This is a genomic window from Streptomyces angustmyceticus (assembly GCF_040701845.1).
GTDB lineage: Bacteria > Actinomycetota > Actinomycetes > Streptomycetales > Streptomycetaceae > Streptomyces > Streptomyces angustmyceticus_A.
The window spans coordinates 1-22,264 of sequence record NZ_JBFBHQ010000038.1 but is presented as its reverse complement, the minus strand read 5'-3'; the positions used below and the strand labels follow the sequence as shown (position 1 = coordinate 22,264).

Sequence of the window (22,264 nt, the reverse complement as noted above, 5' to 3'; positions counted from 1 at the left end):
GGGGGAACCGGTGCCGTGGGTGGCTCCGGAGCGGGTGCGGTGTGCAGTGCTGATGGTGGAGAAGAGGGGAGCCCGAGGTGGCTACGGGAACGGTCGTGCGGTTCGACGAGGTGCGAGGGTATGGCTTCATCGCCCCCGACGCCGGTGGTGAGGATGTGTTCGTGCACGTCAACGACTTGTGCGACGAGAAGCATCTGTTCCGTAGCGGGCTGCGGGTCGCGTACACGGCCGAAGCGGGGGACCGCGGGCTCAAGGCCGGCGAGGTGCAGCTGCTGGAGCCGGCGCGTGCGGCCACGGTGCGGCGACAGGCTCCGGGCGCGGTCACGGCACGGTCCGCCGCCCCCGAGCCGGACGAGGACCTGGTGTGCGAGATCCTCTCCGCCGCCGAATTCCGCGGCGAACTGACGGAGGCCCTGCTCGACGCGGTTCCGTCGCTGACCGGGGCGCAGCTGGTGCAGGTGCGCAAGCGCGTCATGGACCTGGCCCAGACGCACCACTGGATCGACGCCTGACCCGGGCCCGGTGGCGGACGGCACACAGGAACGGAACGGCCGAGGTGGTCAGGGCCGGGAGCGCCGGCCCTGACCACCTCGGCCGCTGTGCCGTCTAGGCACCGGCCTTGCGGAATATCCGGGCGCCGAGGAAGACCGAGATCGCGGCGAGCACCGCCGCGACGAGCGCACCGCGGATCATCGCGGTGCTGCCGTACTGGCCGAGGAACGCGGCCCGGACCGCTTCCACCAGGTAGCGCAGCGGCACGAATTGCGACACCACGTCGAGCCACCGGGGCGCGAGCGCCATCGGCAGCAGGATGCCGGAGAGCAGCATGACCGGCAGGTTGATGGTGTTGACCACCGGAGCGAACTCCTCGGGGGAGTTGAGCCGCATGGCCAGCGCATAGGACAGCGAGGCCAGCGCGACCGTGAGCACGGCGACGAACAGAAAGCCGATGAGGACGCCGAGCACCGGGGCGCGCAGTCCCATCGCCATGCCGGCGAGCACCAGCAGCAGGGACTGGGCCAGCATCTGCACCACGTCGCGCAGCACCCGGCCCATCAGCAGCGCCAGGCGGCTGACCGGGGTGACCTGCATCCGCTCGATGACCCCGTGCTGCTTCTCGATCAGGATGCCGATGCCGGCGAAGGCGGCGCTGAACATGCCGAGTTGCACCAGAAGCCCCGGCACCAGCGTCTGCCACGCGTCACCGCCGGTACCGAGCTGCACATGCGTCAGGAGCGGGCCGAAGAAGAACAGCACGAGCAGCGGCATGAGGACGCCGACCACGAGACCGATCTTGGCGCGCAGGGTCTGCCGCAGATAGCGCCCGAGGATCAGGCGGGTGTCGGAGACCAGGTCGCCCAGGGCGGAATTGCTCCTGGCCGCGTGGCGTCGGGGCGGTGGGCCCGCGGGTTCGGATGCCGTCGTCACCGAGGACGCGGCGGGGGACGAGTGCGGCAAGTCAGCCTCCGTGGGGAGCGGGCGGTCAGACGGTGACAGGGGCTTCGGGAGCGGGGGTGTGGTGCCCCGTGATGGCGAGGAAGGCATCGCGCAGGCTGGCCGTCTCCGATCCCGCGTACCGCACCTTCAGATCCTGCGGGGCGCCCTCGGCGGCGACCAGGCCGTCGTCGACGACGACGAGCCGGTCGGAGAGGACGTCCGCCTCGTCCAGGTAGTGCGTGGTCAGGAAGACCGTGGTGCCCTCGGCGCGGATGCGGCGCACCAGATCCCACACGTCGGAGCGGCTGCCGGGGTCGAGCCCGGTCGTCGGCTCGTCGAGGAACAGCAGCTCGGGCCGGTGGGTCAGGCCCAGGGCGATGTCGAGGCGGCGGCGTTGGCCTCCGGAGAGCGCCCGGGTGGGCCGGTCGAGGAGTTCGGCCAGGTCGAGGTCCTCGGCGAGTTCCCGCGCACGGTTCCTGGCCTCGGCCTTGCCGAGCTTGTACAGCCTGCCCTGGGTGACCAGTTCCTCGCGCACGCTGATGGCCGGGTCGACCCCACTCGCCTGGGCGACATAGCCGATGCGCCGGCGCACCCCGGCCGGGTCGCTCGCCAGATCGTGCCCGGCGACGGTGGCACTTCCCCCGGTGGGGGGCAGCAGGGTGGTGAGCATGCGCATCGTGGTGGTCTTGCCGGCGCCGTTGGGGCCGAGGAACCCGAGGATCTCCCCGGCGGCCACCGTGAGGTCGATGCCCCGCACCGCCTCGACCGGGCCCTTCTTGGTCGTGAACGTACGGGCGAGCCCCTTGGCGCTGATGATCGGAGCGGTCATGGCGGCCTCCTGCCTCGCGGATGCGAATCTCGTCCGCCGTCTCCCGCGCAGTCGAATGATTTGCTCGCTTGAGCATATTTTGACATGGCCGAGCAAACATTTCGATCCCTGTCGCGCCGGGCACGAACTACCCGGCAAATCCCTAGCGTTTGGGCCGTCGCGGGGTGCGCTCAGCCGAGGTTCCGGGCCGGGAGCGGCTGGTCCGCGCACACGGTGTCCCACATGGCCCGCATCGATTCCCCGAGGGTGAACCGGGGGCGCCAGCCGAGGAGCCGTGCGGCACGGGAGATGTCGACCTGGATCCAGTCGGCGCCCCTGCTGCGCACCTCGCCCCGCTGCTCGCGAATCGTCTCCGCGGGCAGCCCGGCGGCCGCGACGAGCTCGTCCACCAGCTGCCGTACGTCCCGCGCCCGGCCGCAGCCGATGTTGACCAGCGGGTCGGCGCGCGGGACCCGGGCCGCCCGGACCACGGCGTCCACGGCATCCCGGACATCGACGTAGTCCCGCCGGGCATCGGCGATCGTCAGCTCGACCCCCGTGGCCGCGTCGGCACCGCGGAGCCGGACCGCCAGGGCCCCGAAGAAACTCTCCAGTGCGGGGTGCGGCCCCAGGGTGTTGGCCACCCGCAGGACCACGCCGTCGAGTGCACCGTCCCGGGCGGCGTCGAGAACCATCCGCGAGGCGGTGAGCTTCGCCTCGGCGTAGGGATTCTCCGGAGCGGGCTCCGTGCCCTCGTGTATCGACGTCCCGAAGGGGACCGGGCCGTACTCGTGGATGGTGCCGAGGTGCACCAGCCGGGGAGGGGCCGGGAGCATCGCCAGCGCGTCGAGGAGCCGTTCCACCAACTGCACGTTGGTGTAGTGCAGTTCGTCTCCCCAGCCGAGGGTGGCATTGACCACGACGTCGAGTTCCTCATGAGCCAGCACCCGGGCGAGCTCGCCGCTGGTGGTGCCCGCGACATCGAGGGACAGGAACCGGTGGGCGGCGACCTGCGGTGCGTAGCGGCGGGCGACCGCGACGACCTCGCTCCCTTCGGCCGAGAAGGCGGCACAGACGTGCCGGCCCATACAGCCGGTGGCCCCCAGCACCGCCACACGGACGGGGCCGGGGATCGGCGTCGACGGTGCCACGGCACGTTCCACGTCAGTCACCGGACCGGACCGCCGGCCGATCGGGATGCCCCGGCGGTTCGGCGGCCGGCAGGCAGTCGGCGTACATCGGGAGCATCCCCTTGGCCTCGGCCTCCGCCAGGCGGGGCGCGATGGTGTCCCGCGCGGAGAGGCGGAACTCCACCTCGTGCGGCCAGGGCAGCCCGATCGCGGGGTCGAGCGGATCGATCGCATGCTCCAGCTCGGCCTGGTAGGCACTGCTCACGAGGTACGACATGACGGTGTCGTCCTCGAGTGCCAGGAAGGCGTGGGCGAGCCCGTCGGGTATGTACACGGCGCGGAAGGACTCCGAGTCCATCTTGACGAGGTCCCACTGGCCGAAGGTGGGTGACCCCACCCGGATGTCCACGACGGCGTCCAGTGCCTGCCCCCGGGCGCAGTAGACGTACTTGGCCTGGCCCGGGGGAGTGGCGGTGAAGTGGAGCCCGCGCAGCACACCTCTGGCCGACCTGCTGTGGTTGGTCTGTGCCACGGGGAACCGGTGGCCGACCGCCGCGACGAACGCCTCGTCCTGCAGCGGCGAGACGAACAGTCCGCGGTGGTCCGAGTGGATGTCGGGGGTGAACTCGAATCCGCCGGCGACAGCGAGCTCTCGGGTACGCATCACGGCTCACCTGCCCGCGGCGTCGTGCGCGGACGACGCCGCGGGGCGCGTCCGGGGCCGCTGCGGCCCGATCGGTTCGGTGCGCCTCATGTCACTCACGTTTTCGCGCTCCCACCACGTTGGAAACAAGTTCTTGCCCTGCACGGGCAGGCACGGCTCGTCGCAGCACAGCGCCCGGTCCGTGCGTTCCGACCGGAGGGACGGGCCGGACCCGGCTGTGGCTGCCTCAGTATGGGCGGGACCCGTGTGGAAGATTCCCTAATGCCGGAGCCGGACGGTCCCTGCCGGACGGAGGCGGCACGGTCAGACGACGGAGAGTTCGGGCAGCGGGAAGACCAGCTTGCCGCCGCCGGCCAGGAAGGCGCTCTCCCGCTCGATGAAGCCCTCCCGGTAGATCCAGGGGAGCACCAGCAGCTGGTCGGGCCGCCGGGACTTGGCCTCCTCCTCGGACACGATGGGAATCCCCGTACCGGGCGTGAAGCAGCCGGACTTGTCCGCGTTGGGCTCGCCGATGCAGGGCAGATCCTCCTCGGTGAGCCCGCAGAACTGCAGGATGACATTGCCCTTGGTCGAAGCGCCGTATCCGAGGGTCACCTTCCCCGCCTTGCGCGAGTCGTCGAGGAAGTCACGGAGGCGGTCGCGAAAGCCATGGACGCGGCGGGCGAACGCTTCGAACGGGGCCATGGTGTCCAGCCCGAGCGCGGTCTCCCCGGCGCGGACGGCAGCCAGCCCCGCCTCGTCGACGGGGTAGCGGCCGGGCCGTTTGGCGAGGGTCACACAGAGGCTGCCGCCGTACACCTCGGTGAGTTCGGCCTTGAGGACGGTGAATCCGACGCGCTCGGCCATCCACTCGATCTGTCGCAGCGCGTAGTACTCCAGGTGTTCATGGCACACCACGTCGTAGGCGGTGCCTTCGATCATCGCCGGCAGGTAGCTCTGCTCCATGACCCAGACGCCGTCGTCGTCGAGGACGTCGTACACGTCCTGCATGAACGCCATCGGCCGTGGCAGGTCATAGAACATCGCGATGGAGGTGACCACCTTCGCGCGGCGCGAGCCGAACCGTTCGGTGAACAGGTCGCGGGAGAAGAAGTCGGGGATCAGTTCGGCGTCCGGCGGGTAGTACTCGCGGAACTTCGGCCCGGTCGGGTCGATGCCGACCAGCGTCGGGCCGGGGGTGGGGTAGCCGCGCAGCAGGGTGGAGTCATTGCTGCCGATGTCCACCACCAGATCGTCCGGACCGAGGCCGACCAGGTCGGTGATCGCCGCGACCTTGCCGTGGAGATGCTGGACCATGAACGGGCGTATCCCGGAGCGGTAGCCGTAGTTGTCCCCGTACATCAGCCCGAAGTCGGCGGTGTGGCGGAGCTGGACGAGGCCGCAGCCGTCCGGTGAGCACTTGACCAGTTCGAGGGGGACCGTGGGGACGGCCTCGTCCCGGGCGCGGGGAAACACGCCGGTGAGAGCCTGCGGGCCCAGGTCGAGTATCGGCAGCAGGGTGCGGTTGCCGCAGATACGGCAGTCATCGATGATCATGGATTCTCCAGGTCGCGTTCCACCATCGGCTGGACCGGATCGGAACCGGCGTCGTGATCCCACGCCACGCGCGGCGAGCCCCGCCAGGTATCTGCCGGCGACCTTAATGCCGGAGTCCCGGAGCACCGTGATTCCGGCGAGCATTCTGGAAAATGCTCCAGAACCCGTCTGCCGGGGTCCCGCGCCGACGGGCCGGGTGGCAGGCTCTGCGCCCCGGGAGCCTCGGCCGTGGCACCGGACCACTGTCGCGCGGGGCGCCTCGTCTGCTTGTGTGTGCTACTTTTTGCTTGGCCATGCAAGTCTGGTAGGTGTCAGGGACGACCGACGCTCTCGCGGCACAGGCTCTTCGCGGAGCGGCCTGATCCGGCACGGACGGGCAGCAACGGACAACTCAAGGAGCAGCGATGGCTGCAATGCGTGACGAGGCCGAGTTGGCACCGGACAGCAACCACAGCGAGCAGACCGCTGCCCGCCGGCAGTTCGCGCTGACACTGCTCTGCGATGTCGTCCTTCCCGTGGGGCTCTACTACGTGCTGCGCAGCGCGGGCTGCGGCGAACTGGTGTCGCTGTTGCTCAGCGCCGCCGCACCGGCACTCAGCACCGGATATTCCATCGTCAAACAGCGCCGGGTCGACAGCGTCGGCGTCTTCGTCCTCGCCATCCTCGTGCTCGCCGGGCTCGGTTCCCTCATCTCCGGCAGCCCGCGCCTGGCCCTGGCCAGAGGCGGCTGGTTCACCGGGCTGATCGCGCTGTGGATCCTCGGGTCGCTGTTCACCTCCCGTCCGTTCACCTACCGGGCTCTCAAGACGCTGCTCCCGGGCAAGGCGGAGACCCTGGAAGGTTTGTGGCACGCCGATCCGCAGTTCCGCCGCATCTGGCGTGGTCTGACGGTGCTGTGGGGGTGCGGGCTGCTGGTCGACGCGGCGCTCCGGGTGATCATGGCCTACACCCTGCCCGTCGATTCGGTGCCGGCGCTCGACGGTGTGCTGTATTTCGTCACCTACCTCGTGCTGCAAGTGATCACGCACATCATCCTGCACAAGACCGGTGTGTTCCGGCTGCTCTTCCCCGGACGGGGTAGGAGGCCGGCGCGGTCCCGGATCTCCACCGGGCCGAAAGACAACGGGACGGCCTGAGAAACTCCGAGGAAAGGCTCCGCGCCCGGGTGGCGTTCACGCGGCAGAACGGCTCGTGAACGGTCTCCCGGGCGCTTTGTGCGCCATGCCTTTCCGCGGGCTTTCCCGGCGCCGGGCCGGGGACCGGACCGTCGCCGAGCGGGAATCCCAGAACAACTCCTAGTTGTTCCGGAACGACCTTGCCGGGTGTGCGCGCCGCATGGCCAGAATACCGGCGATCGGTTCATCGCCATGGGAGAAGTTGATGCTGACCCACGTGCCGCTTCCGCGACGTCAAGAGCTCACCTCACGCGGCATCCTCCTGGCGCATCCGCGTCTGCCCTGGCCGCTCAGGGCGATGAACGGGCTGCTCGGGCCAGTGGCGCCCCGGCTGTGGCCGTTGGAACCCGACGTGCTCAAACGCAAGGCGGCTGCCCGGGCCAGGGTGTCGGCAGCCGCGTCGGACAGTGCCTTCGAGGAACCGTTGGCCCTGCTGTGCCGGTCGCTCACCGAGGAAGTCCGGCTGAGCGCGAACGGCCGTTTCATGCTGCACAGCCAGCTGGTCAAGAACCTGTCGACCCGGCTCCGGCTCGCGGAACTGGCCGCGCGGTGCCCGGAGATCTTCGAAGCACCGGTACCCGAGCCGCTTTTCATCACCGGTGCACCGCGCACCGGCACGACGTTCCTGCAACGGCTCATCGCCAGGGACCAGCGCTCCCGCTCCCTTCCGCTGTGGGAATCGACGCATCCCCTGCCCGACGGTGATCTGACGGCGGCCCGGAAGGATCCCGACCCCCGCGTCAAGGCCAGCCGGGTCGAGGTCGGGATGACCAACCGCATCCTGCCCGAACAGGCCTCGATGCACGAGCTGGTGCACGACGAGGCCGAAGAGGACAATCTGCTGCTGTCGCTGAGCCACTGCTCGCCCATGTACGAGGACATCGGGCTGGTCCCCGCGTACACGCGCTGGTACACCACCGCCGACCACGCCGAGGGCTACCGGTACTTCAAGCGGGTCCTCCAGTTCCTGCAATGGAGCCGCCCGGCCGGTGACCGCTGGGTGCTGAAGTCCCCGGGACACGCCGAAATGCTGGTGCCGCTGTTCGGTGCCTTCGAGGACGCCACGGTGGTGCAGACCCACCGGGACCCGGTGACCTCGGTGATCTCCTTCAGCAACATGGTCGCCTACGGCGCCAGGGTCTACTTCGACCACCCGAATCCGCATCTGATCGGGAAGTTCGCCGCCGACATCATCGAGAGGTCGCTGCGCGCCGCGCTGCGTGACCGCGCAGGCCACGAGCACCGGGTCGTGGATGTGCTCTTCCGTCCGCTCGTCGAGGACCCGATCCGCGAAATACGCCGGGTCTACGAGGGGGCCGGCCGCGAACTGGACGACGTCACCGAGAAGGCGATGCGCGCGTACGCCACGGCCGAGAAGCACCGCAGCGGCCGTCACCGCTATGCCGCCGAGGACTTCGCCCTGAACGTGTCCGAACTCAGAGAACGCTTCGCCTTCTACTACGACCGCTTCGATGTCCCGCGGGAGAAGCGCTGACCATGAACGACGACAGCCTCAGGTGCGGATGCGCCGGCGCCACGGTCTGGTTCACCGGCTTGCCGGGCGCCGGCAAGACCACCGTCGCGCAGGCCCTCGCCGGCGCACTGCGCGCACAGCGCCACCGGGTGGAGATCCTCGACGGCGACGCCCTGCACGCGACGCTGCCCACCGGCCCCGGACCCACCAGGGAGGACCCGGGCCACCACGTGGAGCGCACCGGCCTCGCCGCCGAAGTACTGGCCCGCAACGGCTTCATCACCCTGGTGTCCGCCACCCTCACCACCACCGCCCCCGGCACGGACAGCCGCGACGTCGTGCGCAGACGCCATGAGGCGACCGGAACCCCGTACGTGGAAGTCCACTTGGACACACCGCGCTCGGTGTGCGCGGAGCGCCGGTCCGTCCGGCACGTGGCCGGGCCTGCCGCCGCCCTGACGACGACGGACGAGGCATGCGCGTCGCCGGCCGGTCCCGACCTGCGCCTGGCCACGCACCGGCTGTCGGTCCCGGAAGCCGCGGCCGCCGTGTACGCCCTGCTGATCGACAAGGGCGTGGTGCGTTCCCGGTGCCCCGGAACTCCGGATCCGCTCCTGGCCGATCCCGTTGCCGGCCACGGGCCTTCGGGCAGCAACGGGACCCAGCCGTAGCGGTCAGACCTGCGCCTGCCGGTCTCCGGCAGCCGCCGCGCGGCAGAGCGCGACCACCCGGTCGAGCGTCGGCTCGCTGATGATCGTGGCGAGATGCGCCATGAACGCCTCTTCCCCGCCGGCCTCCAGCACCTCGCGGCAGACCCCGGCGACCATCGCCAGCAGCGACAGCGAGTCACCGCCCATCCGGTGGAAATCCGCCTGCCCGTCGAGCCGGCAGCGCTCCACGCCCAGGGCGCGTGCCCACACCCGCGCCACCGCCTCCTCCACCGGATCCACCGGCGCGGCCGAACCCGCCCGGCCCGCTGACCCGGAGCCCGACTCCTCCGTGAGGGGATCGGGCAGAGCCTTCTCGTCGACCTTGCCGCTGACCGTGTACGGCAGTTCCGGCACGACGAGGATCGCGGCAGGCACCATGTAACGGGGGAGCCGTTCGGTGGCGTAGGCAGTCAACTCCTGCGGTGTGAGCTCCGCGTCGGCCAGCACGTACGCGCACAGGGACTTGCCGGGCCGGCCGGGCCTGGCCCGCGCCACCACCACGGCCCGGTCGACCGCCGGGTGGCCCTCCAGACTCTGCGCCACCTCCGCCGGCTCCACCCGATGCCCTCGCACCTTGACCTGGTTGTCGACGCGTCCGATGAACTCCAACCCGCCCGAGGGCAGGGCCCGGGCCAGATCACCCGTGCGGTAGACCCGGGTGCCGTCCGCCAGCCTGGGGAAGCACTCCTGGTCCAGGTCCGGACGGCCACGGTAGCCGCGGGCCAGTTGCGCGCCACCGAGGTACATCTCGCCCACCCCGCCCGGGGCGACGAACCGCCGTTGCGCATCGAGCAGGAACACCTGGGTGTTGTCGGCCGGCATCCCGATCGGCACCACGGCCCGCTCCGCATCCGCCTCCGGCCGGAAGGTGTACGCCGTGCACCCGATGGTCGCCTCGGTGGGCCCGTACTCGTTGATGATCCGGCACTGCGCCCCGAACATCTCCTGTGCCCGCGCCGCGACCTCCACCCTCAGCTGCTCACCGATCACGATGAGGGTGCGGAACCCGGCCGGGCGGATGTCCAGCTGCCCGATCAGATCGAGATGGGAGGGCGTCAGATTCAGCGTATTGGCGCCCGAGCGCTCCAGCAGGCGGCGCAGCGAGAGGTGATGGGGCTCGTCGCGCAGGAGGATCACCTCGCCGCCCGCCAGCAGGGGCAGGAACACGGAGGTGCCCGAGACGTCGAAGGACGGTGAAGTGAGGAGCGGGAGGCGGGTGTCGGCGTCCACCCCGAATTCCCGGGTGGCCCAGTGGACGTAGTGCTGAAGGCTCCGGTGCTCGATCTGCACGCCCTTGGGGCGGCCCGTCGACCCCGAGGTGTAGATGATGTAGGCCAGGTCGTCCGGCGCCACCTCGGCATCCTCGAAGCCGCGGTGGCCGGACGCGTGGTCCTCCGCCGCGCCGGAACCCTCCGGGTCCGCCGCCTCGGCCATCAGGTCGTCCAGCACCAGCGGCACACACCCGTCCGGTATGCAGTCGCGCTGCTCGTAGGGCCGCTCCACCAGGCAGTACGCGGCCCCGGCAGCGGACAGCAGCCCGGCCAGGCGGACATCGGGATGCTGCGCATCCACCGGCAGATAGCAGGATCCGGCCCGCAGCACCCCCCACAGCCCCGCCACGCCCGCCACCGACCGGTCGGCGAGCAGGGCGACGACGGTGCCCCGGCCGGCGCCGCGGCGGGTCAGTCCGGCGGCCACGGCATCCGCGCGGCGGCTCAGTTCGGCATAGGTCACCGGGCCCTCCGGCCCGCTGAGCGCCACCCTGTCGGGCGTCCGCCGGACCTGCTCGCGGAAGAGCCGGACCACCGAAGCGTCGGTGGGCAGCGCTCGCGCGGTCTCGTTGCCCGCCCAGTGACGGTGCGCGCGGGGCGACAGCGCCTCTTCGACGTGGTCGAGCAGGGCGTCGGCGCGCTCCGCGACACCGGGGCCGTCCTGCCACGCCACGGTGATCTCGGTGTGGCCCCCGCTCTCCATCATCTCGATCGACGGCGGGCTGCCCGGACCGGTGCCGCCCAGGGTGAACAGCGTCCTGGCCCGGAATCCGGCGGCGCTGAAGTCCTGGAGGGCGAAGGCGCCCAGATGCGTCACGAAGCCCAGAGCGGAGAAGCGGCCCTTGCGGACGGCCGTACGGTCGACCGCCGCCGACAGCAGGCGCAGCACCGGCAACGGCGCCCGCAGCAGGCGGGGCTCGGTGCGCAGCGCCAGTTCCTCTTTCGCGGAGAGCGCGGTCAGCATCCTGTGATGCGTCTCCTCCCAACCGTCCCCCGGGCGGACGTCCACGACCAGCGCCTGGGACAGCCAGGCCGTGGAACGGATCGACGCGTCATGGCGGCGCAGATCGACCGGAACGAAGAACTGCCCCCTGCCCTGCGGTCCGTATTCCGCGGCAAGGGCGGTCGTCACCTTGGCCGTGACCGCCGGGTGGCTGCCGTCGACGGTACGGCGCCGCCAGACCAGGCCGCGCCCCCTTCGCGGCAACTGCCCCAGCGGAGAGGGCCATTCCAGCTTCCCCACGCCCTGCGGAATCGGCGGCAGGCCGCCCGGCAGATCGAGCCGCTGCAGAAACTCGTCACTGTTCAGCCGTGCGGGCGCGCCGAGCGGCTGCTGACCGCGCAGCACCCGGAACACATCGACGGCCCAGGGCAGCAGGCCCCGGGCATCGGTCACGGCATGGCAGGCCCGGAAGACCACGGTGACCGGATCCCCGGGAACGAGCAGCACTTCACAGGTCGGCCCCGACGGGCTCAGCGGCGTGCGCAGCGCCGGGGAATCCAGCCGCTTTCCGTCGAAGGGGCCGGGCAGGACGTGTACCAAGGGGGCGACCCCGCTGTCCACCCAGCGGCGTCCCTGCCGCCTGAGCCGGGTGCCGGGGCACGCCTCCGAGGCGATCGCCACGGCCTTGGTGAGTTCCTCGGCGTCCAGGGTTCCGTCGCCTTCGATGACGTGCTGAATGGTGTTCCGGCCGCCCATGCCCACGTACAGCCATTCCTCGGCCGACAGGGGTCTGGTGTAGAGCTGACGTGCGGAAGGGTCACGCATTCCTGGCCTCCGGGGAGCGAGCCGGCTCTGTCCTGCCGGTTGGGCGCCATCTTCCGCCGCCGATGACTAGGGGGGTGCTTAGCATTCCCCGGCCCGGGAACCACGGAATCCGCAGAACTGGGGGAGGAGCCCGGGAACGCCCTACGCCCAGTGCGGCATGCGGTGCCCCGCCGGGGACATCTCCACGCCGAATTCCAGGATCGCCGAGATCGCCCGGGCGATGTCGGCCGGGGATTCCACATGGACGACGGGGAACGGAAACCGGAGCAGGTTCCTGGGCAGGGACGGCCCGAGGACGAGCCCGAGCCGGGTGCCGTGCGCGTGCATCTCCGCCGTGAGCGAGCCGAGGTCGGCGGGCTGCACCACGTTCCGCAGGAAGAGCTCGCCGACGTCGTCCGCCGTACGCAGGGTCTTCGCTTCCAGCGCGGAGCACAGCGGCAGAACGGGGGCGGTGAACGGGAGACCGGTCACCAGACGGCGCATCCTGCGGTGGGCCGCCCGGCCGAGCGGGCCGTGCACCGTGACACCAGGGCTCTCGCCGATCCGGACGGCGCCCTTCGGGGCCTCGGTGGCAAGCCGCCCCAGCGCATCGGCGTACCCGGTCAGCAGCACCACCCGGTACGTTCCGCTGGTGTCCTCGCCCAGGGAGCCGCAGTACCGCACCCCTGCGTGCAAGGCACCGCGGTACCACTCGGGGTCGTGGCCGGCCGGCAGAAAGGCCAGCGCGACGGCTCCCGCACGGTCCGGCTCGTCGGGGCTGCCGCCGTCGGCCAGCGTCCGGATCAGCGCGTCGCGCGGGAGGGCGCCCGCCAGACAGGACGCGACCATCGCCCCGACGCCCAGGCCGCCCAGCACACCGGGCCGGATCCGGTGCACCGCGAGCACGTCATGGATGCCGAGCATCGCCGTCGCCGGCGCCAGCCGGCCGAGGAGGGCGCGCTCCCGCGCCCCGGCCCGGGCACGGTCCCTGCCGAGCAGCCGTCCGGGCGTCACGCCCGTCCAGTCGGCCACCTGCCGGTACCGGTGGCGCAGCACCGGAGAGCTGTCGTAGAACGCGGCCGGTCCGCTCGGGTCGAAGGTGTCGAGATCGGTTCCGCAGAGGAATGCGAGACCGGTGTCCGTCATCGCCGGACGGCCGGCCGGGCCAGCGCCGGCACCAGGACCGCGGCCGCGACCAGATGCATGCACAGCAGCGTCACCTTGGCGCCGGTCGTGACTCCGCTCTGCAGCGGGGCGATCAGGGAGAGCACGAGGACCACGACCGCGACGACCGTCCACACCCGCCGCGCACGCGCGGTGAGGCGCTCCAGCAGGGCGAGCAGCGCCCAGGCGGCGAGTCCGACGACGAGGCTCGCGAGGACGACCGCGGCCGGGCCGATGTGCTGGACCGCGGCGCCGGGCTTCATCCGCGCATCGAGCGTCACCCCCAGCAGCACCGTGGCGATCACCCACACCACGAGCGTGGCGGCGACGGTCCCGAGGACGGCCAGGAACCGGGCGGACCGTGGTGACGTCGCGGCCATGATGAACCAACCTCCTGAGACGGACGGACAACACCCGGCACGGCGGGCGCAACCGGTAGCCGGACCGCTGTCGTTCACGGGCAGCGACCGCTGCACCGTGAGGCTAGGCCCGGGGTGCTCCGCCGCGCCACCGGTCCGGTTCCCCCACACCTGAGAACCGGGGAAACGCCCAGACTTCCCCCGCATCGGGCCGGTAGCCCTTGTGCTGGTGGTCCGGCCCCACTGGATAGTGGCGGCAGCAAGTGATTCCCGATCCGCTCGGGACGACGGTGCCGGCCGTGGCGCGGCCGGGCCGGTCCACTGGAAAGGACGGATCAGCACGATGAGTTCACCCCTTGCGGACGACGGCCTGTGGTGCCGGCGATTCCACCCGGCCCCGGACGCGGGCCGGCGCCTGGTGTGCTTCCCGCACGCCGGCGGTTCCGCGAGCTTCTACCACCCCGTCTCGGCCGCGCTCAGCCCCGGCGTGGACGTGATCGCCGTGCAGTACCCCGGGCGGCAGGACCGCCGCAAGGAACCGCCGATCGACGACATCGGCCTCCTGGCGGACCGGATCGCCGAGGCGCTCACAGCCTGGTGCGACCGGCCGTTGACCTTCTTCGGCCACAGCATGGGCGCGCTGGTGGCCTTCGAGGTGGCACGGCGCCTGGAACGCCACGGGGACGGCCCCCTGCAACTGTTCGCCTCCGGACGCAGGGCACCGTCCGCGTACCGCGACGAACAGGTCCACCGGCGGGACGACGACGGCATCGTCACGGAGCTGCGGGCGCTGAGCGGCACCGACGCGCGGGTCCTCGACGACGAGGAGATGCTGCGGATGGTGCTGCCCGCGCTGCGCAGCGACTACAAGGCCGTCGAGACCTACCGGAGCGATCCCGGGGCCGTCGTGCGCTGCCCCGTCACCGTGCTCATCGGTGACGACGACCCCAAGACCTCCCTCGACGAGGCCCGGTCCTGGGAGGCGCACACCACCGGCGACTTCGCTCTGCGGGTCTTCTCCGGTGGGCACTTCTACCTGGCCGACCGGCCGCAAGAAGTGATGACCGTGCTCAGCGACCACTTCGCCTCCGTGGCCCTCACCCCCCACGCGTAGGTGCCGCCCCGCTGCCCCGACCGAGCCCCCTGGAGCCTGACAGCCATGCCTGAACCCCTACTCACCGCGTCGGCCACGCCCGCACCGCGCACCGGGCGACGGCCCAGGGTCGGTCACATCGAATTCCTCAACTGCCTGCCGCTGTTCTGGGGACTGGCCAGAAGCGGCAGCCTGCTCGACATGGACCTGAGGAAGGACAGCCCGGACGGCCTGAGCGACGCCCTCGTCGCCGGCACGCTCGACATCGGGCCGATCAGCCTCCTCGAATTCCTCAAGCACGCCGACGACCTGGTGGCGATGCCGGGCATCGCCGTGGGCAGCGACGGCCCCGTGGAGTCCTGCCTGATCGTCAGCCAGGTCCCGCTGGACGAGCTCGACGGCGAACCCGTCGCCCTCGGATCCACCAGCCGGACATCGGTCCGGCTCGCCGAATTGCTGTTCGCGGAGTCGGTCGGCGTCCGGCCCGAGTACTTCGTCTGCCGTCCGGACCTCGCGGCGATGATGCAGCAGGCACGGGCGGCCGTGGTCATCGGTGACGCCGCCCTGCGGGCCGCCCTGCACGACGCGCCCCGGCTCGGTCTGCAGGTGCACGACCTCGGCCGGATGTGGCGCGACTGGACCGGACTGCCCTTCGTCTTCGCCGTCTTCGCCGCCCGCAGGGACTTCCTCGCCAGGGAGCCGGAGACCGTCCGCCGCGTACACGCCGCTCTGCTGGCGTCCCGCGATCTGGCCCTCGCCGAGGTCAAGGAGGTCTGCGAACAGGCCGCCCGGTGGGAGGCGTTCGACGCCGAGACGCTGGAGCACTACTACACCACCGCCCTCGACTTCAGCCTCGGTGAGCGTCAGCTCGCCGGAATCGCGGAATTCGCCCGCAGGGTGGGCGGCGGACCGGCCGGCTTCCCGCCGGACGTCCGTGTCCGCCTGCTGGGCGCCGAAGCCATCAGCACGTGACATGACCAGCAACGAGCCCGAAAACACACCCGGAAAGGCCGTCGACATGCCCCGACCGTCCGAAGCCACCGACCGTGGCCTCCAGTCCGTACTGGACCGTGCCGCCGAGGGCGGCAGGGTGACCCCAGAAGAGGCGCTGGGCCTCTACCGTTTCGCTCCGCTGCACGCGCTGGGCACGGCGGCCGACACGATCCGCCGCCGCCGCTACGCGGGCACCGAGCACATCGCGACGTACATCATCGAGCGCAACATCAACTACACCAACGTCTGCGTGACGGCCTGCCGGTTCTGCGCCTTCTACGCCGCGCCCAAGGACACCGCCAAGGGCTGGACCCGCGACCTCGACGACATCCTGCGCCGCTGCGCGGAGACCGTCGAACTCGGCGGCACCCAGATCATGTTCCAGGGCGGCCACCACCCCGACTACGGCGTGGAGTACTACGAAGAGCACTTCTCCGCCATCAAGAAGGCGTTCCCGCAGCTGGTCATCCACTCGCTGGGCGCCTCCGAGGTCGAGCACATGGCGCGGATCTCCAAGGTGTCGGTGGAGGAGGCGATCCAGCGCATCCACGCCGCCGGTCTGGACTCCTTCGCGGGCGCCGGCGCCGAGCTGCTGCCGGCCCGCCCGCGGAAGGCCATCGCGCCGCTGAAGGAGTCCGGCGAGCGCTGGCTGGAGATCATGGAGGTGGCTCATGGACTCGGTGTGGAGTCGACCTCGACGATGCTGATGGGCACCGGCGAGACCAACGCCGAGCGGATCGAGCACCTGCGGATGATCCGCGACGTCCAGGACCGCTCCCACGGCTTCCGCGCCTTCATCCCGTACACCTACCAGCCGGAGAACAACCACCTGAAGGGCCAGACCCAGGCGACGGTCTTCGAGTATCTGCGCATGCTCGCCATCGCGCGGATCTTCCTGGACAACGTGCCGCACATCCAGGGTTCCTGGCTGACGGTCGGCAAGGAGGCAGGGCAGCTCGCCCTGCACTACGGAGCCGACGACCTCGGCTCGGTGATGCTGGAGGAGAACGTGGTCTCCTCGGCAGGCGCCAAGCACCGCTCCAACCGCATGGAACTGCTGCAGCTGATCCGGTCGGCCGACCGGGTCCCGGCGCAGCGCGCCACCACCTACGAGCACCTGGTGGTGCACGACGACCCGGCCAACGACCCGGTCGACGACCACGTGGTCTCCCATCTGTCCTCCACCGCCCTCGACGGCCCGGACGCCGCGCGCAGCCACCCCGAGCTGAAGGTGATCGGGGCGAGCTGACCGGCTCGCCTTCCTCGCCGCTCGTCACGTACCGCCCCCTCCGACAGCGGTGGCCGGATCACACTGATCCGGCCACCGCTGTGCTGCGCTGAACGCCGGCCGACGGCCGCCGTGTGGAACCGGCCGCCGCGTCATACCGACGGGCCGCCCCCGCGGGCAGAGGCCGCGGCCCATGCCGACAGGCCGGCTCCCGGAGAAGAACTCTCCGGGAGCCGGCCCGTTCGCTGCGTCTGCGTGTCCTGCGGGCCCGCCGGCCCCGGTCAGGCCGACTCGGCCTCCGGTCCGTAGACCTCCACCGCGTCCTTGACGCGCCGTACGTGGATGCACTCGCCCGGGCACTCCTTGGCCGAGTCCGCGACGTCCCGGATCAGATCCAGGGGCAGCGGCACGGTAGCCCGGGGCTCCTGGCGCAACTCGTCGTCCTCACCCTTCACATAGGCGAGGCCGTCGATGTCCAGCTCGAAGACCTCCGGCGCGTACTCCACGCAGATGCCGTCTCCGGTGCAGAGGTCCTGGTCGATCCAGACCTCGAGATTGTCGTCGTTCACGTTCGCCTTGGTGGACATACCGCCTGCCTGCTGATCGTGGTCCTGGTCTGTGGTTTCGGGCGCTCGGGCCGGCGGGCTTCAGACCCGCATGGGCTGGGGCGACTCGCGGCGCTCGGGGTCGGGGCCCGGGTACTCGCGGATGGTCTCATAGCGGGTGTTGCGCTCGACGGGGCGGAAGCCGGCATCGCGGATCAGTTCGAGAATGTCCTCGCGGGTCAGCTTGTCCGGCGTGCCGAAGTCGTCCGCGTCATGCGTGATCTTGTACTCGACGACCGAGCCGTCCATGTCGTCCGCACCGTGGTTCAGGGCCAGCTGGGCCGTGGACACCCCGTGCATCACCCAGAAGACCTTGACGTGCGGGACGTTGTCGAAGAGGAGGCGGGAGACCGCGAAGGTCTTCAGGGCCTCCGCGCCCGAGGCCATGGTGGTCCGCGCCTGGAGCTTGTTGCGGACCTTGCCGTCCTGCATGTCGACGAAGTCGTGCTGGTAGCGCAGCGGGATGAAGACCTGGAAGCCGCCGGTCTCGTCCTGGAGCTCACGCAGCCGCAGCACGTGGTCGACGCGGTGGCGGGGCTCCTCGATGTGCCCGTAGAGCATCGTCGAGGGCGTCTTGAGGCCCTTCTCGTGCGCGAGGCGGTGGATGCGCGACCAGTCCTCCCAGTGGGTGCGGTGGTCGACGATGTGCTGCCGGACCTCCCAGTCGAAGATCTCCGCGCCGCCGCCGGTCAGCGACTCCAGGCCGGCGTCGATGAGCTCGTCGAGGATCTCCGAGGCGGACAGGCCCGAGATGGTCTCGAAGTGGTGGATCTCGGTGGCGGTGAAGGCCTTGAGGGAGACGTTCGGCAGGGCCTTCTTCAGCTCGCGCAACGACCGCGGGTAGTAGCGCCACGGCAGGGTCGGGTGCAGGCCGTTGACGATGTGCAGCTCGGTGAGGTTGTCGTTCTCCATCGCCTTGGCGAGGCGGACGGCCTCCTCGATGCGCATCGTGTACGCGTCCTGCTCACCGGGTTTGCGCTGGAAGGAGCAGTACGCACAGGAGGCGGTGCACACGTTCGTCATGTTGAGGTGGCGATTCACATTGAAGTGGACGACATCGCCGTTCTTGCGCGTCCGCACCTCATGGGCCAGCCCGCCCAGCCAGGCCAGATCGTCGCACCCGTAGAGGGCGATGCCGTCCTCACGGGTCAGCCGCTCTCCCGCACGGACTTTCTCCTCCAGCTCACGCTTGAGTCCTGCGTCCATCCCCAACTACCTTCCTCAGTGCTAGACCTTGGTGAAAAAGTGTTCTCAGGCGCTGATGGCGTCGCCTCAGTAGATTCCTTCGGGAGCGGCCCGGGAGACCTGCAGCGGCTGCACATTCGCCACTCCGTCGCAGGGCCAGTCGGCCGAGGTGCGGTACCGCGCGGCCTGGTCGCGTTCGAGGATGCGGGGCAGGAAGAGATCCTCGTGCAACACGGTGAGCCGGACCTGTCCCACGTCCCCGTAGCCCACCGTCCGCGTCGGGTCGTTCTTGTCGACGACGGCCATGGTCACCTGCGGGTAGTGCGGAACGTACGGAAGTACGTCGCCGTCGTGCTCCGCGGGCAGGCCCATGGCACCGCCGAACGTGTTCCCGTAGGCCGCCCCGATCAGACCGCCGCCCAGTGCCCCGGCGAACTCCCGGTACATCGCCGGCACGAACTGCGTGCCGCCGAGCCCGACACCGTCGAGCTGTCCGACCAGTTCCGGACGCCGCCGTGCCAGCACCTGGAACAGTGCGGGTGTCGTCTCCAGGTAGTCGATCCGGCGGCTGCTCATGAGGTCCGTGATCTGCTCGACGACGTGCTCGACGTAGTGATTGACCTCGGCCAGCCGGCAGCCCCGGATGAGCTGCTTGATCCAGCGCGGATCGAGGTCGATCCCGTAGACGACCGACGCATGCAGATGGGCGATCTGCGCGGCGCCCTCACCCACCACATGCGGCCCACCGGGAGTGGCATGGATCCAGGTGCGGCCCGGTGCGAAACCTGCCGTGAGGAGGCCGCGCCGGCGCCAGAGGGCGTGGTGGTCGAGCATCGGGCCGGTGTAGAAGACATGGCACGGCCTGCCGGTGGTGCCTCCCGAGCCGAAGACCCGGCCCGACAGCGGGCGCGGCACGGCCTGCGGGACCAGATCGACGGGGTCGAGGTCCCGCAGCTCGGCGAGGGTGAAATGACCGAACGCCGACAGTTCGGCGTAGCGCGTGATGTCGAACGGCTCAAAATCCAGCGTGTCACGGCGCTTGAGCCAATAAGGGCTCCCGGAGTCCGGAGCGAAGTGACGTCGTACGACATGCCGGGTCCACGCGTCGAGGTCCATGGACAGCCACCGCTCCATGCGGGAGGCGTCCAGTGGTGCGGTGGTCGGCAGCATCGCCGTTCCTTTCCTTCCGGGAAGGCCGCGTGCGGATCTGCGGGAGTCGGGCCGCCGCCCGCGTCCCCCGGCCGGGCCGGCACAGGGGTGACAGTCCGACACGGCAACGCCGGCGGCCCTTCCATACTCGCCGAGCCACTCTGGGGAAATCCCCATACCCACAACGGGTTTCCTGGGAGGTACGGCGCCGGAACTCCGCGCCGGCAGCCCGCACGAACCCCGGCGGAGGGGACCCATGGCCCAACGGCTGACGCTCGCCCACTCACCGTGCCCCAATGACACCTTCGCGTTCCACGCCTGGTCACACGGGTTGCTCCCGGAGGCTCCCGGACTCGCGGTGACCATCGCGGACATCGACGTCACCAACGGCCTCGCGGAACGCGGCGCCGGGGACCTGCTGAAGATCTCCTACGCGGCCCTGCCGTACGTGCTCGACGAGTACGCGCTGCTGCCGTGCGGCGGCGCACTGGGCCACGGCTGCGGGCCGCTGGTCCTCACCCGGTCCGAGGACGGCCCGGCCGGCTCCGGCCCGGCGCGGCTGGCGGGGCGGAGTGTGGCGGTGCCCGGCGTGCGCTCGACCGCGTATCTGCTGTTCCGCCTGTGGGCGGCGCGGGCCGTGCCGGGCGGAGTGGGGGACATCGTGGTGATGCCCTTCCACGAGATCATGCCCGCGGTCCGGGACGGCACGGTCGACGCGGGGCTCGTCATCCACGAGGCCCGCTTCACCTATCAGCAGTACGGGCTGCACCGCCTCGCGGACATGGGCGAGGAATGGGAGGGCGCCACCGGCCGCCCGATCCCGCTCGGCGCGATCGTCGCCCGGCGGGACCTCGGGGAGGAGCGGCTGCGAGCGGTGGCCCGCGCCGCCGCCGGCTCCGTCCGCTTCGCCTGGGCCAACCCCTCGGCCTCCCGTGCCTACGTCCTGGAACACGCCCAGGAGATGGCCCCGGACGTGATCGAGCAGCACATCGGGCTGTATGTGAACGACTACACCGCCGGCCTCGGCGAGGACGGCTACGGGGCGGTGCGGGAGCTGCTCGGCCGCGCCGCCGCCGAGGGCCTCGTCCCGCCCGTCGCTCCCGGCGCGCTCGACTTCCCGGGTGTCGGCCGGGCGTAGTCGTCACTTCCCGGGTGTCGGCCGGGCGTAGTCGTCACTTCCCGGGTGTCGGCCGGACGTCGTCATCGCGGTGTCACGTTCCCCATCGGATGTGATGCGGGGGAGGGGGCCGGCCCAGTCGGCAGGCGGACGACCGCCGGTCCGTCCTCCACCCTCCGAGGCCACCTGAAGAGATCGCCTAGCGGGACACGAAGCGGTCCACCAGGAGCGTGAGGCGGTCGGATACCCGCTCGGCGGGGAGCCGCCCGGCGCGGGTGAGGGTGACCAGTCCGTGCAGCGCCGCCCAGAACGCCTCGACGAAAAGCCCCGGTTCATCCGGCCGCGCGTGGCCGGCGAGATGCTCCCGCAACACCCCGAACGCCTCGTGCAGCGGCGCCGGCGTGGACTCGTCGGCGAAGGGGAGACCGTTGTCGAGGCTGAACATCGCGTCGTACAGCGCGGGATTGTCCGTGGCGAAGTCGGTGTAGGCGCGGGCCAGTGCGGCCACCGTCGCGCGGTCGTCGGGCCCCTTTGGTGCCGCGGCGCGCAGCGCGGTCGTCAACTCGGCGAACCCTTCCAGCGCGACCGCTCCCAGGATCTCCCTCTTCCCCCGGAAGTGGCTGTAGAGCACGGGCTGGCTGAACTCGATCCGTTCGGCGAGCCGGCGTGTGGTGACCGCGTCCCAGCCGTCGCTCTCGGCGAGTTCGCGGGCGGTGGAGATGATCAGCTGGTGGCGGTTGGCCCGCTCGCGTTCCTTGCGTTCACGTACCGACATACGGCGATTCTAGCACCGCTAGACAATCGAGCGGCGGCATGTCTAGCATTGACTCAATACCTAGCGCCGCTAGGTCCGGTCCTTGGGAGGGGACATGCAGAACGCACTGGCCGTCATCACGGTCGTCGTGGTCGGGCTGATGGTGGGCGTGGAGTTCGCGGTGGCGGTGTTCGTCAACCCGATCCTCGACCGGCTCTCGAACGACGGAGGAGTCCACGCCCGCAGCGACGGCGCGCGCATCCTCGGCCGGATCATGCCGTTCTGGTACATCGGCTCGGTCGTCCTCGGGTCGGTGTGGGCCGCGGTGGGGTGGGGCGGCGCCGGTGCCTCGCTCGTCGCCACGGGCACCGCGCTGCTCGTACTGAGCGTGGTGATGTCGATCCTGCTGCTGGTGCCGATCAACAAGCGGGTGGCGACCTGGTCGCACGAGGGCGTGCCCACGGACTGGAAGCAGCAGGTGGGGCGGTGGGACCGGCTCCACTACCTGCGGGTGGGCCTCATCGTGTGCGCCTTCGCACTGTTCGCCGTCGCGCTCGTCTGACGGCTTCGAGAACCGGGGCGCCGGCCGGGAACTGCTTCTCGTCGACGCCCTGGGCGAAGAGCTCCTGCTTGGCCTGCTCGACCAGGTAGTTGGTCTGGCCGCT

At 70.7% G+C, this 22,264-nt stretch carries 20 protein-coding genes and 1 pseudogene; 9 read left to right on the top strand and 12 right to left on the bottom strand.

The window, feature by feature from the left end:
- The first annotated feature begins 77 nt into the window (after positions 1 to 77).
- Positions 78 to 512 carry a cold-shock protein gene (locus tag AB0411_RS36340; protein WP_366421505.1) on the top strand — a complete coding sequence of 145 codons (435 nt, stop codon included), beginning with the start codon at positions 78 to 80 and terminating at the stop codon, positions 510 to 512.
- A 94-nt stretch (positions 513 to 606) separates the two neighbouring features.
- Here the strand turns inward: AB0411_RS36340 and AB0411_RS36335 are convergent, their stop codons facing one another.
- The 5 genes from AB0411_RS36335 to AB0411_RS36315 all read right to left on the bottom strand — a co-directional run bounded on the left by AB0411_RS36335 (position 607) and on the right by AB0411_RS36315 (position 5,575).
- Positions 607 to 1,362 carry an ABC transporter permease gene (locus AB0411_RS36335; RefSeq protein ID WP_366421517.1) on the bottom strand — a complete coding sequence of 252 codons (756 nt, stop codon included), beginning with the start codon at positions 1,360 to 1,362 and terminating at the stop codon, positions 607 to 609.
- 121 nt (positions 1,363 to 1,483) lie between these two features.
- Positions 1,484 to 2,266 (bottom strand): ABC transporter ATP-binding protein, encoded by a 783-nt coding sequence (locus AB0411_RS36330; protein ID WP_366421504.1) that lies wholly within the window; start codon positions 2,264 to 2,266, stop codon positions 1,484 to 1,486.
- 170 nt (positions 2,267 to 2,436) lie between these two features.
- Complete coding sequence (locus AB0411_RS36325) at positions 2,437 to 3,396, bottom strand: NAD-dependent epimerase/dehydratase family protein (RefSeq protein WP_366421503.1); 960 nt, start codon at positions 3,394 to 3,396, stop codon at positions 2,437 to 2,439.
- Positions 3,397 to 3,409: 13 nt separating this feature from the next.
- Positions 3,410 to 4,039, bottom strand: a complete 630-nt coding sequence (locus tag AB0411_RS36320) for a dTDP-4-dehydrorhamnose 3,5-epimerase family protein (protein WP_366421502.1) — start codon at positions 4,037 to 4,039, stop codon at positions 3,410 to 3,412.
- A gap of 303 nt (positions 4,040 to 4,342) precedes the next feature.
- Positions 4,343 to 5,575, bottom strand: coding sequence for a class I SAM-dependent methyltransferase (locus AB0411_RS36315; RefSeq protein WP_366421501.1), 1,233 nt, complete (start codon positions 5,573 to 5,575; stop codon positions 4,343 to 4,345).
- Between the two features lie 404 nt (positions 5,576 to 5,979).
- Between AB0411_RS36315 and AB0411_RS36310 the strand changes: the two genes are divergently transcribed.
- The 3 genes and pseudogenes from AB0411_RS36310 to AB0411_RS36300 form a co-directional block, all read left to right on the top strand.
- Entirely contained in the window at positions 5,980 to 6,711 is a 732-nt protein-coding gene (locus tag AB0411_RS36310) for a VC0807 family protein (protein WP_366421500.1), read from the top strand.
- Positions 6,712 to 6,955: 244 nt separating this feature from the next.
- On the top strand, positions 6,956 to 8,245 hold the full coding sequence (locus AB0411_RS36305) for a sulfotransferase family protein (protein WP_366421499.1): 1,290 nt from the start codon (positions 6,956 to 6,958) through the stop codon (positions 8,243 to 8,245).
- A gap of 2 nt (positions 8,246 to 8,247) precedes the next feature.
- Positions 8,248 to 8,802 (top strand): annotated as a pseudogene (locus tag AB0411_RS36300) (adenylyl-sulfate kinase); the annotation flags it as partial.
- 96 nt (positions 8,803 to 8,898) lie between these two features.
- Here the strand turns inward: AB0411_RS36300 and AB0411_RS36295 are convergent.
- The 3 genes from AB0411_RS36295 to AB0411_RS36285 form a co-directional block, all read right to left on the bottom strand.
- A complete protein-coding gene (locus AB0411_RS36295) occupies positions 8,899 to 11,973 on the bottom strand; it encodes a non-ribosomal peptide synthetase (RefSeq protein ID WP_366421498.1) in 3,075 nt (1,024 codons plus the stop codon).
- A gap of 141 nt (positions 11,974 to 12,114) precedes the next feature.
- Complete coding sequence (locus AB0411_RS36290) at positions 12,115 to 13,098, bottom strand: ACP S-malonyltransferase (protein WP_366421497.1); 984 nt, start codon at positions 13,096 to 13,098, stop codon at positions 12,115 to 12,117.
- Positions 13,095 to 13,496 (bottom strand): DUF6069 family protein, encoded by a 402-nt coding sequence (locus AB0411_RS36285; protein WP_366421496.1) that lies wholly within the window; start codon positions 13,494 to 13,496, stop codon positions 13,095 to 13,097. The genes AB0411_RS36290 and AB0411_RS36285 overlap by 4 nt, the downstream gene beginning before the upstream one ends.
- 322 nt (positions 13,497 to 13,818) lie before the next feature.
- Between AB0411_RS36285 and AB0411_RS36280 the strand changes: the two genes are divergently transcribed.
- From AB0411_RS36280 to mqnC, 3 genes are read left to right on the top strand one after another with little or no spacing between them, the layout of a single operon-like run.
- Positions 13,819 to 14,589 (top strand): thioesterase II family protein, encoded by a 771-nt coding sequence (locus AB0411_RS36280; protein ID WP_366421495.1) that lies wholly within the window; start codon positions 13,819 to 13,821, stop codon positions 14,587 to 14,589.
- Positions 14,590 to 14,634: 45 nt separating this feature from the next.
- Positions 14,635 to 15,540 carry a menaquinone biosynthetic enzyme MqnA/MqnD family protein gene (locus AB0411_RS36275; RefSeq protein WP_366421494.1) on the top strand — a complete coding sequence of 302 codons (906 nt, stop codon included), beginning with the start codon at positions 14,635 to 14,637 and terminating at the stop codon, positions 15,538 to 15,540.
- A 46-nt stretch (positions 15,541 to 15,586) separates the two neighbouring features.
- Positions 15,587 to 16,810 (top strand): cyclic dehypoxanthinyl futalosine synthase, encoded by a 1,224-nt coding sequence (gene mqnC / locus AB0411_RS36270; protein WP_366421493.1) that lies wholly within the window; start codon positions 15,587 to 15,589, stop codon positions 16,808 to 16,810.
- Positions 16,811 to 17,070: 260 nt separating this feature from the next.
- On the opposite strand, the gene AB0411_RS36265 is transcribed toward mqnC, so the two are convergent.
- The 3 genes from AB0411_RS36265 to AB0411_RS36255 all read right to left on the bottom strand — a co-directional run bounded on the left by AB0411_RS36265 (position 17,071) and on the right by AB0411_RS36255 (position 19,749).
- Positions 17,071 to 17,376 (bottom strand): ferredoxin, encoded by a 306-nt coding sequence (locus AB0411_RS36265; RefSeq protein WP_366421492.1) that lies wholly within the window; start codon positions 17,374 to 17,376, stop codon positions 17,071 to 17,073.
- Between the two features lie 60 nt (positions 17,377 to 17,436).
- Positions 17,437 to 18,600, bottom strand: coding sequence for an aminofutalosine synthase MqnE (mqnE, locus tag AB0411_RS36260; RefSeq protein ID WP_366421491.1), 1,164 nt, complete (start codon positions 18,598 to 18,600; stop codon positions 17,437 to 17,439).
- Positions 18,601 to 18,666: 66 nt separating this feature from the next.
- Positions 18,667 to 19,749, bottom strand: a complete 1,083-nt coding sequence (locus AB0411_RS36255; RefSeq protein WP_366421490.1) for an arylcarboxylate reductase — start codon at positions 19,747 to 19,749, stop codon at positions 18,667 to 18,669.
- Positions 19,750 to 19,984: 235 nt separating this feature from the next.
- On the opposite strand from AB0411_RS36255, the gene AB0411_RS36250 reads away from it, so the two are divergent.
- Complete coding sequence (locus AB0411_RS36250; protein WP_366421489.1) at positions 19,985 to 20,866, top strand: 1,4-dihydroxy-6-naphthoate synthase; 882 nt, start codon at positions 19,985 to 19,987, stop codon at positions 20,864 to 20,866.
- 178 nt (positions 20,867 to 21,044) lie between these two features.
- On the opposite strand, the gene AB0411_RS36245 is transcribed toward AB0411_RS36250, so the two are convergent.
- Positions 21,045 to 21,620, bottom strand: a complete 576-nt coding sequence (locus AB0411_RS36245; RefSeq protein WP_366421488.1) for a TetR/AcrR family transcriptional regulator — start codon at positions 21,618 to 21,620, stop codon at positions 21,045 to 21,047.
- 94 nt (positions 21,621 to 21,714) lie between these two features.
- Here AB0411_RS36245 and AB0411_RS36240 point away from each other — a divergent pair, with 94 nt between their 5' ends.
- The gene (locus tag AB0411_RS36240; RefSeq protein ID WP_366421487.1) at positions 21,715 to 22,161 is read left to right on the top strand and encodes a DUF1772 domain-containing protein; all 447 of its coding nucleotides are present in this window, start codon (positions 21,715 to 21,717) and stop codon (positions 22,159 to 22,161) included.
- The last annotated feature ends 103 nt before the right edge of the window (positions 22,162 to 22,264 follow it).